Source organism: Pseudomonas sp. NPDC089530 (genome assembly GCF_050280705.1).
Classification (GTDB): domain Bacteria; phylum Pseudomonadota; class Gammaproteobacteria; order Pseudomonadales; family Pseudomonadaceae; genus Aquipseudomonas.
On the sequence record NZ_JBNNVU010000010.1, the window covers coordinates 47493 to 63090 of the forward strand.

Genomic DNA, 15598 nt, shown 5'->3' on the forward strand with positions numbered 1-15598 from the left:
GCTGCTCGAGGCTCATCCTATGGATGCTAATCAATACAATCAAAAAATTGTCATGGATACATCCGCCTATGGCCCGCGCCCGCTACAAGCACCTGGTCGATCGTTTTGCCGCCGATATCCGCGGCGGCGCCTTGGCTCCCGGCACCCGCTTGCCCACCCACCGCGAACTGGCCGCCAGGGAAGGGCTGGCCCTGGTGACGGCGTCGCGGGTGTATGCCGAGCTGGAGGCCATGGGCCTGATCAGCGGCGAAACCGGGCGCGGCACCTTTGTCCGCGAGACCGCGTTGCCCCCTGGGCAGGGGATCGATCAGCAGCCTGTCGCGGCGGGCACCCTGGACCTCAACTTCAACTACCCGGCGCTGCCCGGGCAGGTCGAGGTGTTGCGCACCGGCCTGCGGCAACTGGCGGCGTCCGGCGACCTGGAGCCGTTGCTGCGTTACCAGCCCCACAGCGGCCGGCCCCATGAGCGGGCGACGGTGGCGCGGCATCTGCTGTGCCGCGGGTTGACGGTGGATGCGCAGCAGGTGTCGATCGTCAGCGGCGCCCAGCACGGCCTGGCGGCGACCGTGATGGCGCTGCTCAAGCCCGGCGACGTGGTCGCCACCGATGCCCTGACGTACCCCGGGTTCAAGGTGGTGGCCGAGGCCCACGGTGTGGAGCTGGTGTCGATTGCCCTGACCGAGCATGGCCCGGACCTGGCGGCTTTCGAGCAGCTGTGCCGCAGCCGGCGGGTGCGGGCGGTGTATGCCATGCCGACCCTGCACAACCCCATGGGCTGGGTGCTGGACCTGGCGTGGCGCGAGCGCCTGGTGCGGATCGCCCGGCAGCACCGGCTGCTGATTATCGAGGACGCCGCCTATGCCTTCCTCGCCGAGGATCCGCCCGCGCCGCTGACGGTCCTAGCGCCGGAGCTCACGGTGTACGTGTCGGGGTTTTCGAAGAATGTCGCCACCGGCTTGCGGGTGGGGTTCGTCGTCGCGCCGCTGGCCTGGGTGCCGAAGATCGAACGGGTGATCCGCGCCACCAGCTGGAATACCCCCGGGGTGATGACCGCGCTGGTCTGCAACTGGATCGACGACGGTACGGTGGAACGCCTGGAAACCGAAAAACGCGAGGACGCTACGGCCCGCCAAACCCTGGCCAGGGAAGTGCTGGCTGGCCTGCGCTACATCGGCCATCCGGCGTCCTACTTCCTCTGGTTGCCGCTGCCCGAAGAGGTGCGCGCCGATCAGGTGGCGATGGCGCTGCTGCGCGAGCAGGTGTCGGTGTCCACCGCCGAGCCCTTCGTCAGCGCCGCGCCGGTGCCCCATGCGCTCCGCCTGGCCCTGGGCTCGGTGGATCTGGACTCACTGCGGGTGGCGCTGGAAAGGGTGCGCAAGGTGATTGGCCAATACGCCTACTGAAGGCTCCCGCGCCGCGAGCACAGGAGCCTGTGGCCATCAGACCTTGAACTGGGTCACCAGGCCGTTGAGTTCCACCGCCAGGCGCGACAGGTCCTGGCTGGCGGCGTTGCTCTGGTTGGCCCCGGCCGAGGTCTGGGTCGCCAGGTCGCGGATATTGATCAGGTTGCGGTCCACTTCGCGGGCGACCTGGGCCTGCTCTTCGCTGGCGCTGGCGATCACCAGGTTGCGTTCGTTGATTGCGGTGATGGCCTGGGTGATCTGGTCCAGGGCCAGGCCCGAGGCGCGGGCGGCTTCCAGGGTCAGGTGGGCCCGTTCGTTGCTGTGGCGCATGGCGCTGACCGCGCCTTCGGTGCCTTCTTCGATGGTGCCGATCATGCTTTCGATTTCCTGGGTCGACTGCTGGGTGCGGTGGGCCAGGGCCCGCACTTCGTCGGCGACCACGGCGAAGCCGCGTCCGGCGTCGCCGGCCCGGGCGGCCTCGATGGCGGCGTTGAGGGCCAGCAGGTTGGTCTGCTCGGCGATGGAGCGGATCACCTCCAGCACCTGGCCGATATTGCGCACATCCACCGCCAGGTGTTCGACCCGCTCGCAGGTGCGGGTGACCTCGTCGGCCAGGTCGCCGATGGAGTCGACGGTGTGCTGTACCTGCTGTCGGCCGTGGTGGGCGGTGGCGTCGGTTTCCCGGGAGGCTTCGGAGGTGCTGACGGCGTTGCGCGCCACTTCTTCCACGGCTGTGGTCATTTCGTTGACGGCGGTGGCGGCCTGCTCCAGTTCGTTGCTCTGCTGGTGCAGGGTCTTGCTGGAATCTTCGGTCACTGCATGCAGCTCTTCTGCAGCCGAGGCCAGTTGGCTGGAGGAGTCGGCGATCTTCTGCAGGGTGTTGCGCAGGCTGTTCTGCATTTGCAGCAGGGCGTACAGCAGGCGCGCCGGTTCGTCGTTGCCGGTGACCTCTATGGCATGGCACAGGTCGCCGCTGGCGATGGTTTCGGCGACTTCCACGGCCTGGCCCAGCGGGCGCACGATGCTGCGGGTCAGGACAATGGCCAGGCCGACGGTCAGCACCAGCACCACGCCCAGGATCGTCAGCACCATCCTGATCGCGCTGTGGAACACCTCGTTGCTGCGGGTGGCGGCGACTTCGCCGCCGCGGGTGTTGACCTCGACCACGGTCAGCAGCTCCTTGAGCATGGCGTCGGCATTGGCCAGGAAGGGCCCGCCGTCGACGATCGCGATCGCCTCGTCCTTGCGGCCCTGGCGCGCGAGGTCCAGGACGCGCTGCTGGTCCTTGAGGTACAGCGCCTTGACGCCCAGGTAACGTGCGTACGCGGCCTTTTCCTCGGGGGCGATACTGAGTTTTTCGTAGGCCAGTTGCTGGGCCGACAACTGCTCATCGAGTTGATTGATCCGGTCCAGCAGGGCCTCGACGTCGGCTCTGTCGCGTACGACCAACTGGCGCAGGGTCAGAGTGCGGATCTGGGTGCTGGTCAGGGCCATGGCGTTGGCCGCGACGATCGAGGGCAGCCAGTTCCTGTCGACTTCGAGCGACTGCTCGTTCATGCGGCGCATTTCCAGCAGGGAGAAGGCCCCGAGTACCACCGCCAACAGGGCGATCAGGGCAAAGCTGAGGCCGGCGCGGCGGGAAATGTTCATCGATCGTAAAAGCATGGCGGTGTTCCTTGTGGCGGCAAAAGGCACAACCTGCGCGGTATCCGGCAGGTTCGCAGCAAAGCGGCGCGCGCGCGGAAAGGTTCCGGGGCGTCGTCAGTTCATGCAGGCAAGGCAGGCGGGAGACGCATCGGGGCGCCTTCTTTATGGGGGTTCCGAGCTGGGCGCCGGTGCGTGGGGCCAGATCGGAGAGGGGGCGATGATATCACAGTGATATCTGTGGTGGCGGAGGGGGAGCCGGCGGCTCCACCCCCAGGGTGTCAGCCGTGCTGGATACCGGCACGCTTGAGCAGTTGCTTGCAGCGCTCGGACAGGTGCGTCACCCGCAGTTGCTTGCCGGCCTTGCTGTAGCGTTCGCGCAGGGTTTTCAGGGCGGCGATGGCCGAGTAGTCGACGAAGCTCAGGTGGCGGCAGTCGAGGGTCACCCGGGCCGGGTCGCCCGCCGGGTCGAAGTGGTTGAGGAAGGGCGTGGTCGAGGCGAAGAACAGGGTGCCGTGGACCCGGTACAGCTTGCTGCCGTCGGCTTCCTCGTGGCTGTCGGCGTACAGCTCGCGGGAGTGCTGCCAGGCGAAGTTGAGGGCGGCGATGACGATGCCGCACAGCACCGCGGTGGCAAGGTCGGTGAACACGGTGATCAGGGTTACCGCGACTATCACCAGCATGTCGTTCAACGGCACCTTGTGCAGGACCCGCAGCGAGCCCCAGGCGAAGGTCTGCCGGGCCACCACGAACATCACCCCGACCAGCGCCGCCAGGGGGATGCGCTCGATCAGCGGCGATAGAAACAACACGAACAGCAGGATCATCACCCCGGCGACCACCCCGGACAGCCGGCCCCGGCCACCGGAGCTGAGGTTGATCACGGTCTGGCCGATCATCGCGCAACCGCCCATGCCGCCGAACAGGCCGGAGACGATATTGGCCGCGCCCAGGGCCACGCACTCGCGGTCCGGCGCGCCGCGGCTCTCGGTGATTTCGTCGGTGAGGTTGAGGGTCAGCAGGGTTTCCAGCAGGCCGACCATGGCCATCAGGAAGGCATAGGGGGCGACGATGCCCAGGGTCTCCAGGTTCCACGGGATAGCCGGCAGCACCAGCTGCGGCAGGCCGCCGGCGATATGGGCCATGTCGCCCAGGGTGCGGGTCGGCAGGCCCAGCAGGTAGACCAGCAGGCCGACCCCGAGGATCGCCACCAGGGCCGGTGGCACCACGCGGCTCAGGCGCGGCAGCAGATGGACGATGGCCATGGTCAGCGCCACCAGCCCCAGCATCAGCCACAGGGACGTACCGCTGAGCCAGCTTTCCCCGGCCTTGAAGTGCTCCAGCTGGGCCAGGGCAATGATGATCGCCAGGCCGTTGACGAAGCCGAGCATCACCGGATACGGCACGATCCGCACCAGCTTGCCCAGGCGCAGCAGGCCGAAGGCGATCATGATCAGGCCCCCCAGCAGCACCGTGGCCAGCAGGTAGGGCACGCCGTGCTGCACCACCAGCGCGACGATCACCACCGCCATCGACCCGGCGGCGCCGGAGATCATCCCCGGGCGGCCGCCGAACAGGGCGGTCAGGGTGCAGAGGATAAAGGCGCCATACAGGCCCATCAGCGGGTTGAGGTGGGCCACCAGGGCGAAGGCGATGCACTCGGGCACCAGCGCGAAGGAGGTGGTGAGGCCGGCCAGGACGTCGGCGCGAAGACGAGCGGGTTTCATGGTTTACCTGAGAGGGCGGCCAGCGGTGGCCAGGGTTGCGGGGAAGGCGGCGGATGTTACGGAATAAGCGCTGTGGCGGCCACCTGCGGCCCTGTGTCGCAGGGCTGGCGCGGGTATTGCCGGGAGCTGCCGGGGGGCGGGGCGAAACGCCGCACCCGCCCCAGGTCGCACACAACCTGTCATCCATTTGCCAGCAACCGGGCCGCCTCAGTTTGCTACCATGCGGCGCTTTTACGGATGGCCTGCCTTGCGGGTGGTCTGGATGTTCGGCTCCTCAAAGGGCGGTAAGAAATGAGTGTGTTGTTGAGTCGCCGCGAGGTGATCGCAGGTATGGGGCTGCTCGGCCTCGGGATGCTGGCCGGCTGCGATACCCGGGGCCAGCTGTCGTACAAATACGGCAAGGATCTGAGCGACAAGATCATGGGCCGTACCTTCAAGCTGAAGGACACCGAGGGCAACGTCCGGACGCTCTCGAGCTATAGCGGCCTGATGCCGATGGTGTTCTTCGGTTTCACCCAGTGCCCGGCGATCTGCCCGACGACCCTGGCGCGCGCGGCCCAGGCCAAGAAACTCATGGGCCGGGACGGCGACCGCCTGCAGGTGATCTTCATCACCCTGGACCCCGAGCGGGATACCCCGCAGGTCCTCGACGCCTATGTCAAGGCCTTCGACCCGTCGTTCGTCGCGCTGTACGGCACGCTGGAGCAGACCGCGGCCACGGCCAAGGAATTCGACGTGTTCTACGAGAAGATCCCCAGCGGCTCGACCTACACCCTGTCCCACACCGCCACCAGTTTTGTCTACGACTCCCGGGGCACGTTGCGCCTTGGCTTGTCCCAATCGCTTACCGCGCAAGAGTGTGCGGAAGATCTACTGACCGTCATGGAGGTCTGCTGATGTACCCGGCCCTGAACTCATCCACCATCGCCCAACGCGCCAAACACCTGTTGCTGGGCCTGTCCCTCCTGGGGCTGGCTGGCCAGGCGGCGGCCCAGACCCAGGTCGAGGACGCCTGGGTGCGCGCCACTGTCGCCGGACAACAGGCGACCGGCGCCTTCATGACCCTGACCGCCAGCGAGGACAGCAAGTTGCTCGGCGTCGAGTCGCCGGTGGCCAAGATCGTACAGATCCACCAATCGATGATGCACAACGACGTGATGAGCATGCATCCGGCGGAGTCCGTCGCCTTGCCGGCCGGCAAGGCCGTGGCCCTGGACCCCCACGGTTATCACGTGATGCTGATCGACCTGGTGGCCCAGGTGAAGGAAGGCGACAAGGTGCCGCTGACCCTGACCGTCGAAAATGCCAAGGGCGAGAAAGAGTCGATCAAGGTCGAGGCCCAGGCGCGGGCGCTGAACATGGGCGATCACAGCATGATGCAGCATTGATGCCTCGACGCATCGCCAGCGTCTGGCCGCAACGCCAGGCGCCCATGCATCCGGCGCAAGGCTGAAGCGTGGCCAAGGAAATCGAAAACCCCTGCATCGCCGTCTGCCAGCTCAGCGGCGACCTGTGCCTGAGCTGTGGGCGCAGCAAGGATGACATCCGCCAGTGGAAGCGCATGAAGCGCCCGGAAAAGATGGCGGCGGTGCAGCGGGCCAGCCAGCGCCTCAAGGCGTTGCGCAAGAAGGGCGGTGCCAGCCGCTGATCGTCCCCCCGGCGCTCCCCGCGCCGGTTTCAGCTTGCCGGCGTCTGCGCCGCACACTCCCGCAACCAGGCGATACAGGCCGAGACCCGGCGCGGCAAGGCGTCGAGCCGTGGGTGGACGAGGTAGTAGGCGTATTCGCCACTGCGGGAAAAACCACCGAAGGGCAGCACCAGCCGGCCTTGCTCGAGCGCCTCGCCGACCAGATGCTCGCGGCCGATCGCCACGCCGGCATGGTGAATGGCGGCGGTCACGCACAGGTCCGAACGGTCGAAGGTCACTCCGCGCTTCGGCAGGGGCAGGCCGGCACCCTGCTGGCGGATCCACAGCCCCCATTCCGAATCGAAGGCCGCATGGTCCCAGGCCAGGGAATCATGCAGCAGGGTGCAGGTCTGCAACTGCTCGATGGCGCCGGACAGTCCATGGCGTTCCGCATACTGCGGGCTGCATACCGGCGCGACCCGTTCCGGCATCAGCGGGTGCGCCACCAGCCCGGGAAATTCGCCGTTGCCGTAGTAGAGCGCCAGGTCGATCTGCCGGCTGCGAAAGTCGATGCGGTCGTTGCCGGTGCGCAGGTCCAGGCGCACCCCGGGAAACCGCAGGCCGAACTCGGCCAGGCGTGGCACCAGCCAGGACTGGGCGATGGACGGGTGGGCGTACAGGGTCAGCGGCCCGGCCAGGTCGGCGTCCAGTGGCTGGGCCAGGACCTCGGACAGATCGCCCAGGGTCTGCTGGAGGATCGCGAAGATGCGCTCGCCGGCCTCGGTCAGTTCGACCCGCCGGGTCAGCCGGCGAAACAGCGGGATCGAAAGCTCCGCCTCCAGCCGGGCGATGCGGTGGCTGACCGCGCTGGCGGTCAGGCACAGCTCATCGGCGGCCTTGCTGAAACTCAGGTGGCGGGCCGCGGCCTGGAAGGTGAACAGGTTCGCGAACTGGCTGCCGTTGAGGCTGGCTTCCAGTCTGGGCGGTAGGTTGTACACGCTGGGGCTTCTCCTGTGGGTCTGTCATGCGCCTTGCAGCACCCGGGCGCCTTGCGCCAGGTAGGCCCGCATCTCGGCGTCCGGCACCATGCTGCCGCCGGTGGCCCAGACCAGGTGGGTGGCCCGGGCGTAAGCCTCGGCACTCATGCCGCTGCGTTGCAGGTACTCGCCGCGCCGCGCTTGCACCCGGGCGATGCCCGGCACGCCGGCCACCGCCGAGGGCTCCAGATGCAGCTGCTGGTGCTGCGCCATCAGCCAGACCAGGGCGTGCAACTCGTCGTCGCTGACGGTGTAGTAACCCTCGATCAGCCGCTGCATGGCCCGGCCGACGAACCCCGAGGCGCGGCCGACGGCCAGGCCATCGGCGGCGGTGAGGTTGTCGATGCCGAAGTCCTGCACCGACACCCGGTCATGCAGCCCGGTGTGCACCCCGAGCAGCATGCACGGCGAGTGGGTGGGCTCGGCAAATATACAGTGAACGGCGTCGCCGAACGCCAGCTTCAGGCCGAAGGCCACGCCGCCGGGGCCGCCGCCGACTCCGCAGGGCAGGTAGACGAACAGCGGGTGCTGCGCATCGACCTGGATCCCGGCCTCTTCCAGTTGCCGGCTCAGGCGTTCGGCGGCCACTGCGTAGCCGAGAAACAGGTCGGTGGAGTTCTCGTCGTCGACGAAATGGCAGGCCGGATCGCCGCTGGCCTGCTGGCGTCCCTGGGCCACGGCGATGCTGTAGTCGCTCTCATACTCCATGACGCTGACCCCATGGGCGCGCAGCTTGTCCTTCTTCCACTGGCGGGCATCGGCGGACATGTGCACCGTGACCTGGAAGCCCAGGCGGGCGCCCATCAGGCCGATGGACAGGCCCAGGTTGCCGGTGGAGCCCACGGCAATCTTGAACCGGCCGAAGAAGGCCCGGGCCTCGGGCGAGTCGAGCACGCTGTAGTCCTGGTCCAGGCGCAGCAGGCCGGCCTCCAGGGCCAGCGCTTCGGCATGCTTGAGCACCTCGTAGATACCGCCGCGAGCCTTGACCGAGCCGGAGATCGGCAGGTGGCTGTCCTGCTTGAGCCACAGCGCGCCGGGCAAGGCCTGCCCGTAGCGCTCGGCCAGCACCGCCTGCAGGGCCGGCAGCGGCTGGATCGGCGATTCGAGAATGCCGTGCTGGGCCCGGGTCTCGGGGAAGGCCTGGCGGAAATAGGCGGCGAAACGCTCCAGGCGCGCACTGGCGTCGGCCACGTCGGCGGCGCTCAGTGCCAGGTCGCCCAGGCCCGCGGCCAGGGGCGCGCGGCTGGGGGTGAACCAGGTGGTTTCGCGCAACGCCATCAGTTCCTTGAGCAGCGGATAGCGTTGGGTCCAGGTCTCGAGTGGGTGGCCTGCGATCATGGGGATGCCTCCTGTGGCAAAGGGTCAGACGAAATGGGCGAGGGTCAGGGTCAGCAGCAGGGCGATCACCGAGGCCAGGACCGTGGCGCTGGTGAAGGTCTTGAGCGCGTCGGCCAGGGACACCCCGAGGTACTCCTTGACCACCCAGAAGGCCGAGTCGGTGACGTGGGTCCAGCCGATGGCCCCGGCACCGATGGCGACCACGACGATCTCCCGACTGTAGCCGGAGCCGGCGCCCAGGGTCGGCAGCACGATGGCGGCGGCGCTCATCATGGCCACGGTCGCCGAGCCCACCGCGAAGTGCATCAGCCCCGCCACCAGCCAGGCCAGCACCAGCGGGTTGATGTCCAGCCGGGTCAGGGCCTCGGCCAGCACCTTGCCCACGCCGCTGTCGATGAGGATGCCGTTGAAGGCGCCGCCGGCACCGATGATCAGCAGGATGCTGGCCAGCGGCGGCAGGCTTTTCTGGGTGTGGCCCAGCAGGTCCTGCATGGACAGGCCGCGGCTCAGGCCCAGGGAGCCGTAGGCGAAAACCACGGCGAGCAGCAGCGCCACCAGCGGGTTGCCGAAAAACGTCAGCAGCACGGACAGCGTCGAGCCCGCGGGCAGGGCGCTGGCGAAGGTCTTGCCGATCATCAGCAGCAGCGGCAGGAGGATGGTCAGCAGGGTCAGCCAGAAGCCCGGCAAGGCCCGTTCGCCACGGGCCTCGCAGCGCTCGTCGAGGAACACCGCCTGACCGGGGCCGGCCTGGCGGCGGGCCACCAGGCGGATCCACAGCGGCCCGGCGACGATGGCGGTCGGCAGCCCGACGATCAGGCCGTAGAGAATCACTTTGCCGACATCGGCCCCCAGCAGGTGGGTAATGGCCATGGCCGCGGGGTGGGGCGGCAGCATGCAGTGCACGCACATCAGCGACACCGCCAGGGGCACGCCGAGGTACAGCAGATTGAGCCGGGTGGCCTTGGCCACCACGTACACCAGGGGGATCAGCAGGATGTAGCCGACCTCGAAGAACACCGGGATCCCGGCGATGAACCCCACCAGCATCATCACCCAGGACGCGCGCTGCTCGCCCAGGGTCGCGAGCAGGGTCCGGGCGATGCGTTCGGCGCCCCCGGACTCTTCGAGCATCTTGCCCAGGATGCTGCCCAGCCCGATGATCGCGGCGAGAAACCCCAGGGTATCGCCCAGGCCCTTCTGGAAGGACCCGAGCAGAGTGTCCAAGGGCATGCCCGAGCCCACCCCGACCACGCCGCAGGCGGCGATCAGCGCCAGAAAGGCATGCACCCTGAACCTGACAATCAGCACCACGATCATCACGATCGCGGCGAACAACACCCACAGCAATGCGCCATTGCCTTGCATCGGCCAACCCTCTTATTGATTTTGTTACGGGGCCCGTCACGGGGCTTCGCGGGGCGAGAGTTAACTATCGGGCGCGCGGCGCTGACAAAAGATCATTGGTCAGCAGACGGGTGATGCGGGGTCAGCCGTGGCGGGGGAGGCAGGCGAGCAGAAATTTTTCATTGATGGCCTTTTGATATTGCTCGCCGCTCTCTAGAATCGCCCGCGGCCACTCCAGCCATGGAGGCGCTCCGTTACCCAACCCAAGGAAGTCGCAATGAAGATTGGAAAGATTCTGGGCCTGTCCCTGCTGCTCGCGCTGACCGGTTGCGCCAGCTTCACCCAGGACGAAGTGGCCGCGGTGGATCTGCCGTCCATGGCCAGCTACGCCAACAAGCCGAACGTCTATGTGAGCTTCGCCTTCTATCAGGGCGAGCCGAACAGCGCCGCGGCCGTCGAAGTGCCGCAGGCGCGGGACATGCTTAAGCCCCAGCTGCAGAAGGTCCTGAGCGATTCCGGGCTGTTCGGCCGGGTGACACTGGACGAGCTCCAGAAGCAGCCGGGGGACTACAACCTGCGCCTGAAGGTCTACAACCATCCGCCAGGTGGCGGGCAGTTGGTCATGGCGTTCATCAGCGGCCTGACGTTCACCCTCATCCCGTCCATGGCGACCGATCAGTACACCATGAGCCTCGAGACCCTGGACCCCCAGGGCCAGGCTGTCGGCAGTTCCAGCAACCACGACGGGATCAATACCTGGATGGGCATCTGGTTCGTGCCGTTGATGGGCAACACCCCGAAGGACGCGGTGAGCGACACCTTCGGCCGTCAGGTCAACGCGCTGCTCAAGCAGATGGTCGAGCGCAACAGCCTGAAATATTCGCTGCTGGAGTCTCGGGTGCCACGGGCCTGAATCGAAAAAAGCGCTGCCGATCCATTAAGCGAAGGTGATCCAGTGTAGGAGCGAAGCTTGCTCGCGATGGACTCAAGGGCACCGCGTTTACTCAGGTAAAGACGCGGTATCGTTAACGTCCATCGCGAGCAAGCTCTCTCGCCACCGGTGGTGAGTTCCTACGGGAATTTCAGATCTCTAAATTTCAGAGCGCATTTCTCCCTCGGAACTTTCCGCAAAAACGATGTCAATTTGATGGCGTGTCGCGACGCTCATTGAGAACGGAATAAACAGCGCCAGGCTGTTTCCTGGGCAAGTTCAAGGAAGTGTGAGATGAAACTGATTTTTGCGATGTTGTTGATATTCAGCGGTTACGCTTCCGCCAGTTGTTTCAATATCGGCGATCATGACAAACGCAGTTATTGCCTGGCCATTCAGCATGGCTATTCCTGTACTTCTATTGGCGATGGTGATCTGCGCGCGGCCTGCGAAGCGGAGAAAGGCAGTTCGTGCTCAAGCATCGGCGATCATGACCAACGCATATTTTGTGAAGCGAAGAAAGGAGGCAGTTGTTCGTCCATCGGCGATGGTGATCTGCGCGCGGTCTGCGAAGCGGGGAAAGGCAGTTCGTGCTCAAGCATCGGTGATCATGACCAACGCTCCTTTTGTGAAGCGAAGAAGGGAGGCAGTTGTTCGTCCATCGGCGATCACGATCTGCGCAGTCAGTGTGAAGCCATGAAGCGTTGACTGATCGGCTTACTGCCATTCGCCAAAAGGGACACCCACCGGTGTCCCTTTTTTGTGGGTGACTGAAACGGGGTTCCCGGAGTACCCCGTCAACTCTTTCACTTGTCCCCCACAGCTCATCGCCGAAGGTTCCCCCAGACCGCACCACGGCATAGACTGCAAAACACGTTGAAACGCCTCTCCCACGGACGGAACCGCGCATGATCCAGATCGGCAGCCGCAACAACGCCCCTACGCCGCAGCACCCCACCCAAGACATCTACCTCTTCAGCATCGACCTGTCGCGGCCGGCGACACCGTTCTGCTTCGAGCAGTCGATTGGCGGCGGGCATGCGGCGCAGGGTGGTGCGCGGTGGCTGGCGTTGGACGAGTTGGACGGTTGGCCTGGCGAGTGGCGCGAGCATGTGAAGAAGGCCAATTGCGCCTGGGTTGCCGAAGTGGTGGACGCGCACTCCGGGGAGGATCAGGCCGCTGTGGTTTCGCTGATCCTCCAGCGATATGCCGAGCCGAAGGAGCCGACCGGGCATTTGCAGGCGATTGGCCGCTGGCTCAAGCGCAATATTCATGTCGGCGGCCGGTACGGCGTCTAACCCGAGGCAACGCCATGACCCAGACCCTGGAACGCGCCATCGCCATTGCCGCCACGGCCCACGCGGGGCAGGTGGACAAGGGCGGTGCGCCGTACATCCTGCACCCGCTGAAGGTCATGTTGCGCATGAACAGCCTGGAGGAGCGCATCGTCGCGGTGCTGCACGATGTGGTCGAGGATTGCGGCATCAGCCTCGACGATCTGCGCAAGGAGGGCTTCAGCGAAGACGTTTTGTCAGCCATCGAATCGGTGACGAAAGTGCCGGGCGAGTCCTACGAGGATTTCGTCGAGCGGGCGGCGCAGAACCCGATCGGGCGGGCGGTGAAGCTGGCGGATCTGGAAGAGAACAGCGACCTGTCGCGGATTGCCTCGCCGAGCTGGGAGGATCTGGAGCGGATCGAGAAGTATCGGCGGGCGATTGGACGGTTGCGCGCCTGACCCGGTTGAATAATCAAGGCAGCAGTGCCTGGCCCCTGGGCTGCGTTTTGTCGCCAGCCTCCTGATTTTTTCCGTCAGCCCCCCAAAAAACTCGGGAGCAGCTTTACTTGTCCAGGCAAGTCGCACCTGCTCACGGCCATTCGGCCGCCGCATTCTGCCCGGGACCGGCATCGCGAGAAGGACACGGAACGTCGTTCAACCCCTGTGTGAACCCTTGTCGCCTCCTGGCATGAACGCTGGCTGGAGCTGTCGTTTGCAGGTTTTCACCTCAGCGCAGTCTGGGCGCGCCTGGGCAATCAAGACCCGGGGGGCCCTCTTTAAAGGAGTAAAGACATGACTCAATACGACAGCCGCAACACCCACGCCAAACGCCCCTCGCGGGAGGCGCGCCTGGAACGCACCGGCACCGAGCTGCTCACCCTGGACAATGCCGGGCCGATCCAGATGGGCTTCTGGGTGCCCAACCGGGTATGGGCCACGGCCAAGTTCCTGGTGCCGCTGCGCAACCTGATCGCGCAGAAGAAAAAGGCCGGCACCCTGACCCCGATGCGCAAGGAAATCATCGTGTTCAAGACCTGGGTGACCCACAACAGCGTGTACCGCATGTGGGTTAACTCGATGATCGAACAGTCCAACGCCTACGTGGCGACGCTGGACGAAGCGACCAAGGAGCAGATCAAGGACGCGGACGGCGACGCGCTGTGGATCGACGGCTACGACAGCTTCTTCGAGATCCTCAACGAGATCATCAGCACCTCGCCGTCGTTCAACACCACGGCTCAGGTCGGTACGCCGATGAACGCCTTCCTGGCGGTGTCGATGGGCACCGAAGCGGGGGTTGCGCTGTTCCATGACACCACCTTCAACCAGCACTTCAAGAAGGTGCTCAATGCCTGGAACAGCTTCCTCAAGAGCGGCGCTTCCCTGGACAAGCTGGACATCGACGACCCGGAAAAAGAGGGCTCGTGGATCTCCAGGGCGGCCCACGCGGCCGGGGTCTGGAAACAGATGGAGCACGATCCGACGCTGCCCGGCTACGGCTTCGACTCCTGGAACGCGTTCTTCATCCGCCAGTTCGTGCCCGGCGCGCGGCCGTTCCAGGGCAACCCGCTGACTCAGGTCGATATCGGGTGCGAGACCACGCCCTGGCAGTACGAGAACGACCTGGCGTTCGAGACCGAGTTCTGGATCAAGGACGTCAATTACTCGCTGCTGGACCTGTTCGGCGGCCAGGACCAGTGGGCCAGTCCGTTCCAGGGCGGGCAAGCGTACCAGGGCTTCCTCTCGGCCACCCACTACCACCGCTGGAACGCGCCGCTCGACGGCAAGCTGGTGCGCTCCTGGGTGCAACCGGGCACCTATTTCGCCCAGCGTCCGGGGCAGGGCGAAGGCCAGGGCACCTGGGAGGGCACCGAGTCGCAGCCGTACCTGGGGCATGTCGCCGCCCGGGCGATCTTTGTCTTCGAGCACCCGAGCTGCGGGTATGTGGCGTTGATCTGCATCGGCATGGTCGAGGTCTCGACCTGCGTGATCGAGCCGCCATTCATCGTCGACGAAGGCGCAGCGCCGGTGGATATCACCCGGGGCACCGAGATCGGCCATTTCGAGTTCGGCGGTTCGACCCACATGATGATCTTCCAGAAAGACCGGGTGCAGTTGGAGGACTGGGCGCTGAACGCGGTGGCGCACCAGAACGATCCGCAACCGACGCCGCTGGGCAGCGTCATCGCCACGGCGTTGCCGAACAAGGGGTGACCTGATGGGCGCAGGCGACGGCACTGGGTGCCGTCGCCTTTGCGCCGGGTTTCAGCCCGGCGTCTGGCGCAAGTACTTGTCGAACCACGCCAGCGTCCGGTCCCAGGCCAGGGTGGCCGCGGCCTCGTCGTAGCGCGGGGTCGAGTCGTTGTGGAAACCGTGGTTCACCCCGGGGTAGATGTAGGCTTCGTAGGTCTTGCCCGCGGCCTTCAGCGCCTGTTCGAAGGCCGGCCAGCCTTCGTTGATGCGGGTGTCCAGTTCGGCGTAGTGCAACAACAGGGGCGCCTGGATCCGCTCGACGTCCGCGCTGTCCGGCTGGAGACCGTAGAAGGGCACGGCGGCGGCCAGTTCCGGGTAGGCCACGGCCGCGGCATTGGCCACGCCACCGCCATAACAGAAGCCGGTGATGCCGACCTTGCCGGTGCTGGCCTCGTGTTCGAGCAACCACTGGATGGCGGCGAAAAAGTCGTTCATCAACTTTTCCGGGTTGACCTTCAATTGCAGCTCGCGGCCCTTGTCGTCGTTGCCGGGGTAGCCGCCGACCGAGCTCAGGCCGTCGGGGGCCAGAGCGATGAAGCCGGCCTTGGCCAGGCGTCGCGCCACGTCCTCGATATAAGGGTTGAGCCCGCGGTTTTCATGGACCACCACCACGGCCGGCAGCTTGCCTTCGGCCTTGGCCGGGCGCACCAGGTAACCGCGGACCTGTTCGTGGCCCTTGGGTGAGGGATAGGTGATGTATTCGGCGAGGATCTGCGGGTCGGTGAAGGACACCTGTTCGGCCAGGGCGTAGTTCGGGGTCAGGGCGGCGAGGGTGGCGCTGGCGGTCAGCCCGACCAGGGCGAAGGCCGCCGCCCGGTCGAGAAACTCCCGGCGGCTGATCTGGCCGTGGGCGTAGCCGTCGTAGAGTTCGAGCAGTTCGGGGGCGAAGTCTTTGGCACTGAGACGTTGCATCGCGCGCTACCTCTTCAGTCAGGGGCGTCGGCCTGGGGTTGCCTCAGTAAAGCAAGGCGGCGCCCGGGCAGCCACTGTCAGGGCGAGCGCCTTCGGTTGTGTTTGC

The 15598-nt window shown here is 66.0% G+C and carries 15 protein-coding genes and 1 pseudogene; 9 read left to right on the top strand and 7 right to left on the bottom strand.

Going from position 1 to position 15598, the window contains the following annotated elements:
* Positions 1-68 precede the first annotated feature (68 nt).
* Positions 69-1403, top strand: a complete 1335-nt coding sequence (locus ACQKQA_RS06255; protein WP_427554602.1) for a PLP-dependent aminotransferase family protein — start codon at positions 69-71, stop codon at positions 1401-1403.
* 36 nt (positions 1404-1439) lie between these two features.
* Here ACQKQA_RS06255 and ACQKQA_RS06260 read toward each other — a convergent pair whose 3' ends face one another.
* The 3 genes and pseudogenes from ACQKQA_RS06260 to ACQKQA_RS06270 all read right to left on the bottom strand — a co-directional run bounded on the left by ACQKQA_RS06260 (position 1440) and on the right by ACQKQA_RS06270 (position 4774).
* Positions 1440-2303, bottom strand: a complete 864-nt coding sequence (locus ACQKQA_RS06260; protein WP_427554723.1) for a methyl-accepting chemotaxis protein — start codon at positions 2301-2303, stop codon at positions 1440-1442.
* Positions 2298-3068, bottom strand: a pseudogene (locus ACQKQA_RS06265) (MCP four helix bundle domain-containing protein); the annotation flags it as partial. The gene ACQKQA_RS06260 and the pseudogene ACQKQA_RS06265, both read right to left, overlap by 6 nt.
* Positions 3069-3328: 260 nt before the next feature.
* Entirely contained in the window at positions 3329-4774 is a 1446-nt protein-coding gene (locus ACQKQA_RS06270) for a SulP family inorganic anion transporter (protein ID WP_427554604.1), read from the bottom strand.
* A gap of 291 nt (positions 4775-5065) precedes the next feature.
* On the opposite strand from ACQKQA_RS06270, the gene ACQKQA_RS06275 reads away from it, so the two are divergent.
* The 3 genes from ACQKQA_RS06275 (at position 5066) to ACQKQA_RS06285 (ending at position 6422) form a co-directional block, all read left to right on the top strand.
* A complete protein-coding gene (locus tag ACQKQA_RS06275; protein ID WP_016702854.1) occupies positions 5066-5671 on the top strand; it encodes an SCO family protein in 606 nt (201 codons plus the stop codon).
* The gene (locus tag ACQKQA_RS06280) at positions 5671-6162 is read left to right on the top strand and encodes a copper chaperone PCu(A)C (RefSeq protein ID WP_427554606.1); all 492 of its coding nucleotides are present in this window, start codon (positions 5671-5673) and stop codon (positions 6160-6162) included. The genes ACQKQA_RS06275 and ACQKQA_RS06280 overlap by 1 nt, the downstream gene beginning before the upstream one ends.
* Positions 6163-6230: 68 nt before the next feature.
* Positions 6231-6422, top strand: a complete 192-nt coding sequence (locus ACQKQA_RS06285) for a DUF1289 domain-containing protein (protein WP_427554608.1) — start codon at positions 6231-6233, stop codon at positions 6420-6422.
* A gap of 29 nt (positions 6423-6451) precedes the next feature.
* On the opposite strand, the gene dsdC is transcribed toward ACQKQA_RS06285, so the two are convergent.
* The 3 genes from dsdC to ACQKQA_RS06300 are packed head-to-tail and all read right to left on the bottom strand — an operon-like array spanning position 6452 to position 10141.
* Positions 6452-7399 carry a DNA-binding transcriptional regulator DsdC gene (gene dsdC / locus ACQKQA_RS06290; RefSeq protein WP_427554610.1) on the bottom strand — a complete coding sequence of 316 codons (948 nt, stop codon included), beginning with the start codon at positions 7397-7399 and terminating at the stop codon, positions 6452-6454.
* A 24-nt stretch (positions 7400-7423) separates the two neighbouring features.
* Complete coding sequence (locus ACQKQA_RS06295; protein WP_427554612.1) at positions 7424-8776, bottom strand: D-serine ammonia-lyase; 1353 nt, start codon at positions 8774-8776, stop codon at positions 7424-7426.
* 24 nt (positions 8777-8800) lie between these two features.
* A complete protein-coding gene (locus ACQKQA_RS06300; protein WP_427554614.1) occupies positions 8801-10141 on the bottom strand; it encodes a gluconate:H+ symporter in 1341 nt (446 codons plus the stop codon).
* A 256-nt stretch (positions 10142-10397) separates the two neighbouring features.
* On the opposite strand from ACQKQA_RS06300, the gene ACQKQA_RS06305 reads away from it, so the two are divergent.
* From ACQKQA_RS06305 to ACQKQA_RS06325, 5 genes are all read left to right on the top strand, one after another.
* Positions 10398-11033 carry a hypothetical protein gene (locus tag ACQKQA_RS06305; RefSeq protein WP_427554616.1) on the top strand — a complete coding sequence of 212 codons (636 nt, stop codon included), beginning with the start codon at positions 10398-10400 and terminating at the stop codon, positions 11031-11033.
* Between the two features lie 312 nt (positions 11034-11345).
* Complete coding sequence (locus ACQKQA_RS06310) at positions 11346-11759, top strand: hypothetical protein (RefSeq protein ID WP_427554618.1); 414 nt, start codon at positions 11346-11348, stop codon at positions 11757-11759.
* A 200-nt stretch (positions 11760-11959) separates the two neighbouring features.
* Positions 11960-12349, top strand: coding sequence for a hypothetical protein (locus ACQKQA_RS06315; RefSeq protein ID WP_427554620.1), 390 nt, complete (start codon positions 11960-11962; stop codon positions 12347-12349).
* A 14-nt stretch (positions 12350-12363) separates the two neighbouring features.
* Entirely contained in the window at positions 12364-12786 is a 423-nt protein-coding gene (locus ACQKQA_RS06320; protein WP_427554622.1) for an HD domain-containing protein, read from the top strand.
* 333 nt (positions 12787-13119) lie between these two features.
* Positions 13120-14541, top strand: coding sequence for a phophatidylserine decarboxylase associated domain-containing protein (locus tag ACQKQA_RS06325; RefSeq protein WP_427554624.1), 1422 nt, complete (start codon positions 13120-13122; stop codon positions 14539-14541).
* Between the two features lie 51 nt (positions 14542-14592).
* On the opposite strand, the gene yghX is transcribed toward ACQKQA_RS06325, so the two are convergent.
* On the bottom strand, positions 14593-15492 hold the full coding sequence (gene yghX / locus ACQKQA_RS06330; protein ID WP_427554626.1) for a YghX family hydrolase: 900 nt from the start codon (positions 15490-15492) through the stop codon (positions 14593-14595).
* Positions 15493-15598: the final 106 nt, after the last annotated feature.

Coding starts and splice junctions, on each gene's coding strand:
- ACQKQA_RS06260 (WP_427554723.1), bottom strand. CDS start 2,303: ATGCAGAACAGCCTGCGCAACACCCTGCAGAAGATCGCCGACTCCTCC.
- ACQKQA_RS06300 (WP_427554614.1), bottom strand. CDS start 10,141: ATGCAAGGCAATGGCGCATTGCTGTGGGTGTTGTTCGCCGCGATCGTG.
- ACQKQA_RS06310 (WP_427554618.1), top strand. CDS start 11,346: ATGAAACTGATTTTTGCGATGTTGTTGATATTCAGCGGTTACGCTTCC.
- ACQKQA_RS06275 (WP_016702854.1), top strand. CDS start 5,066: ATGAGTGTGTTGTTGAGTCGCCGCGAGGTGATCGCAGGTATGGGGCTG.
- yghX (WP_427554626.1), bottom strand. CDS start 15,492: ATGCAACGTCTCAGTGCCAAAGACTTCGCCCCCGAACTGCTCGAACTC.
- ACQKQA_RS06315 (WP_427554620.1), top strand. CDS start 11,960: ATGATCCAGATCGGCAGCCGCAACAACGCCCCTACGCCGCAGCACCCC.
- ACQKQA_RS06320 (WP_427554622.1), top strand. CDS start 12,364: ATGACCCAGACCCTGGAACGCGCCATCGCCATTGCCGCCACGGCCCAC.
- ACQKQA_RS06255 (WP_427554602.1), top strand. CDS start 69: ATGGCCCGCGCCCGCTACAAGCACCTGGTCGATCGTTTTGCCGCCGAT.
- ACQKQA_RS06305 (WP_427554616.1), top strand. CDS start 10,398: ATGAAGATTGGAAAGATTCTGGGCCTGTCCCTGCTGCTCGCGCTGACC.
- ACQKQA_RS06270 (WP_427554604.1), bottom strand. CDS start 4,774: ATGAAACCCGCTCGTCTTCGCGCCGACGTCCTGGCCGGCCTCACCACC.
- ACQKQA_RS06280 (WP_427554606.1), top strand. CDS start 5,671: ATGTACCCGGCCCTGAACTCATCCACCATCGCCCAACGCGCCAAACAC.
- ACQKQA_RS06295 (WP_427554612.1), bottom strand. CDS start 8,776: ATGATCGCAGGCCACCCACTCGAGACCTGGACCCAACGCTATCCGCTG.
- ACQKQA_RS06325 (WP_427554624.1), top strand. CDS start 13,120: ATGACTCAATACGACAGCCGCAACACCCACGCCAAACGCCCCTCGCGG.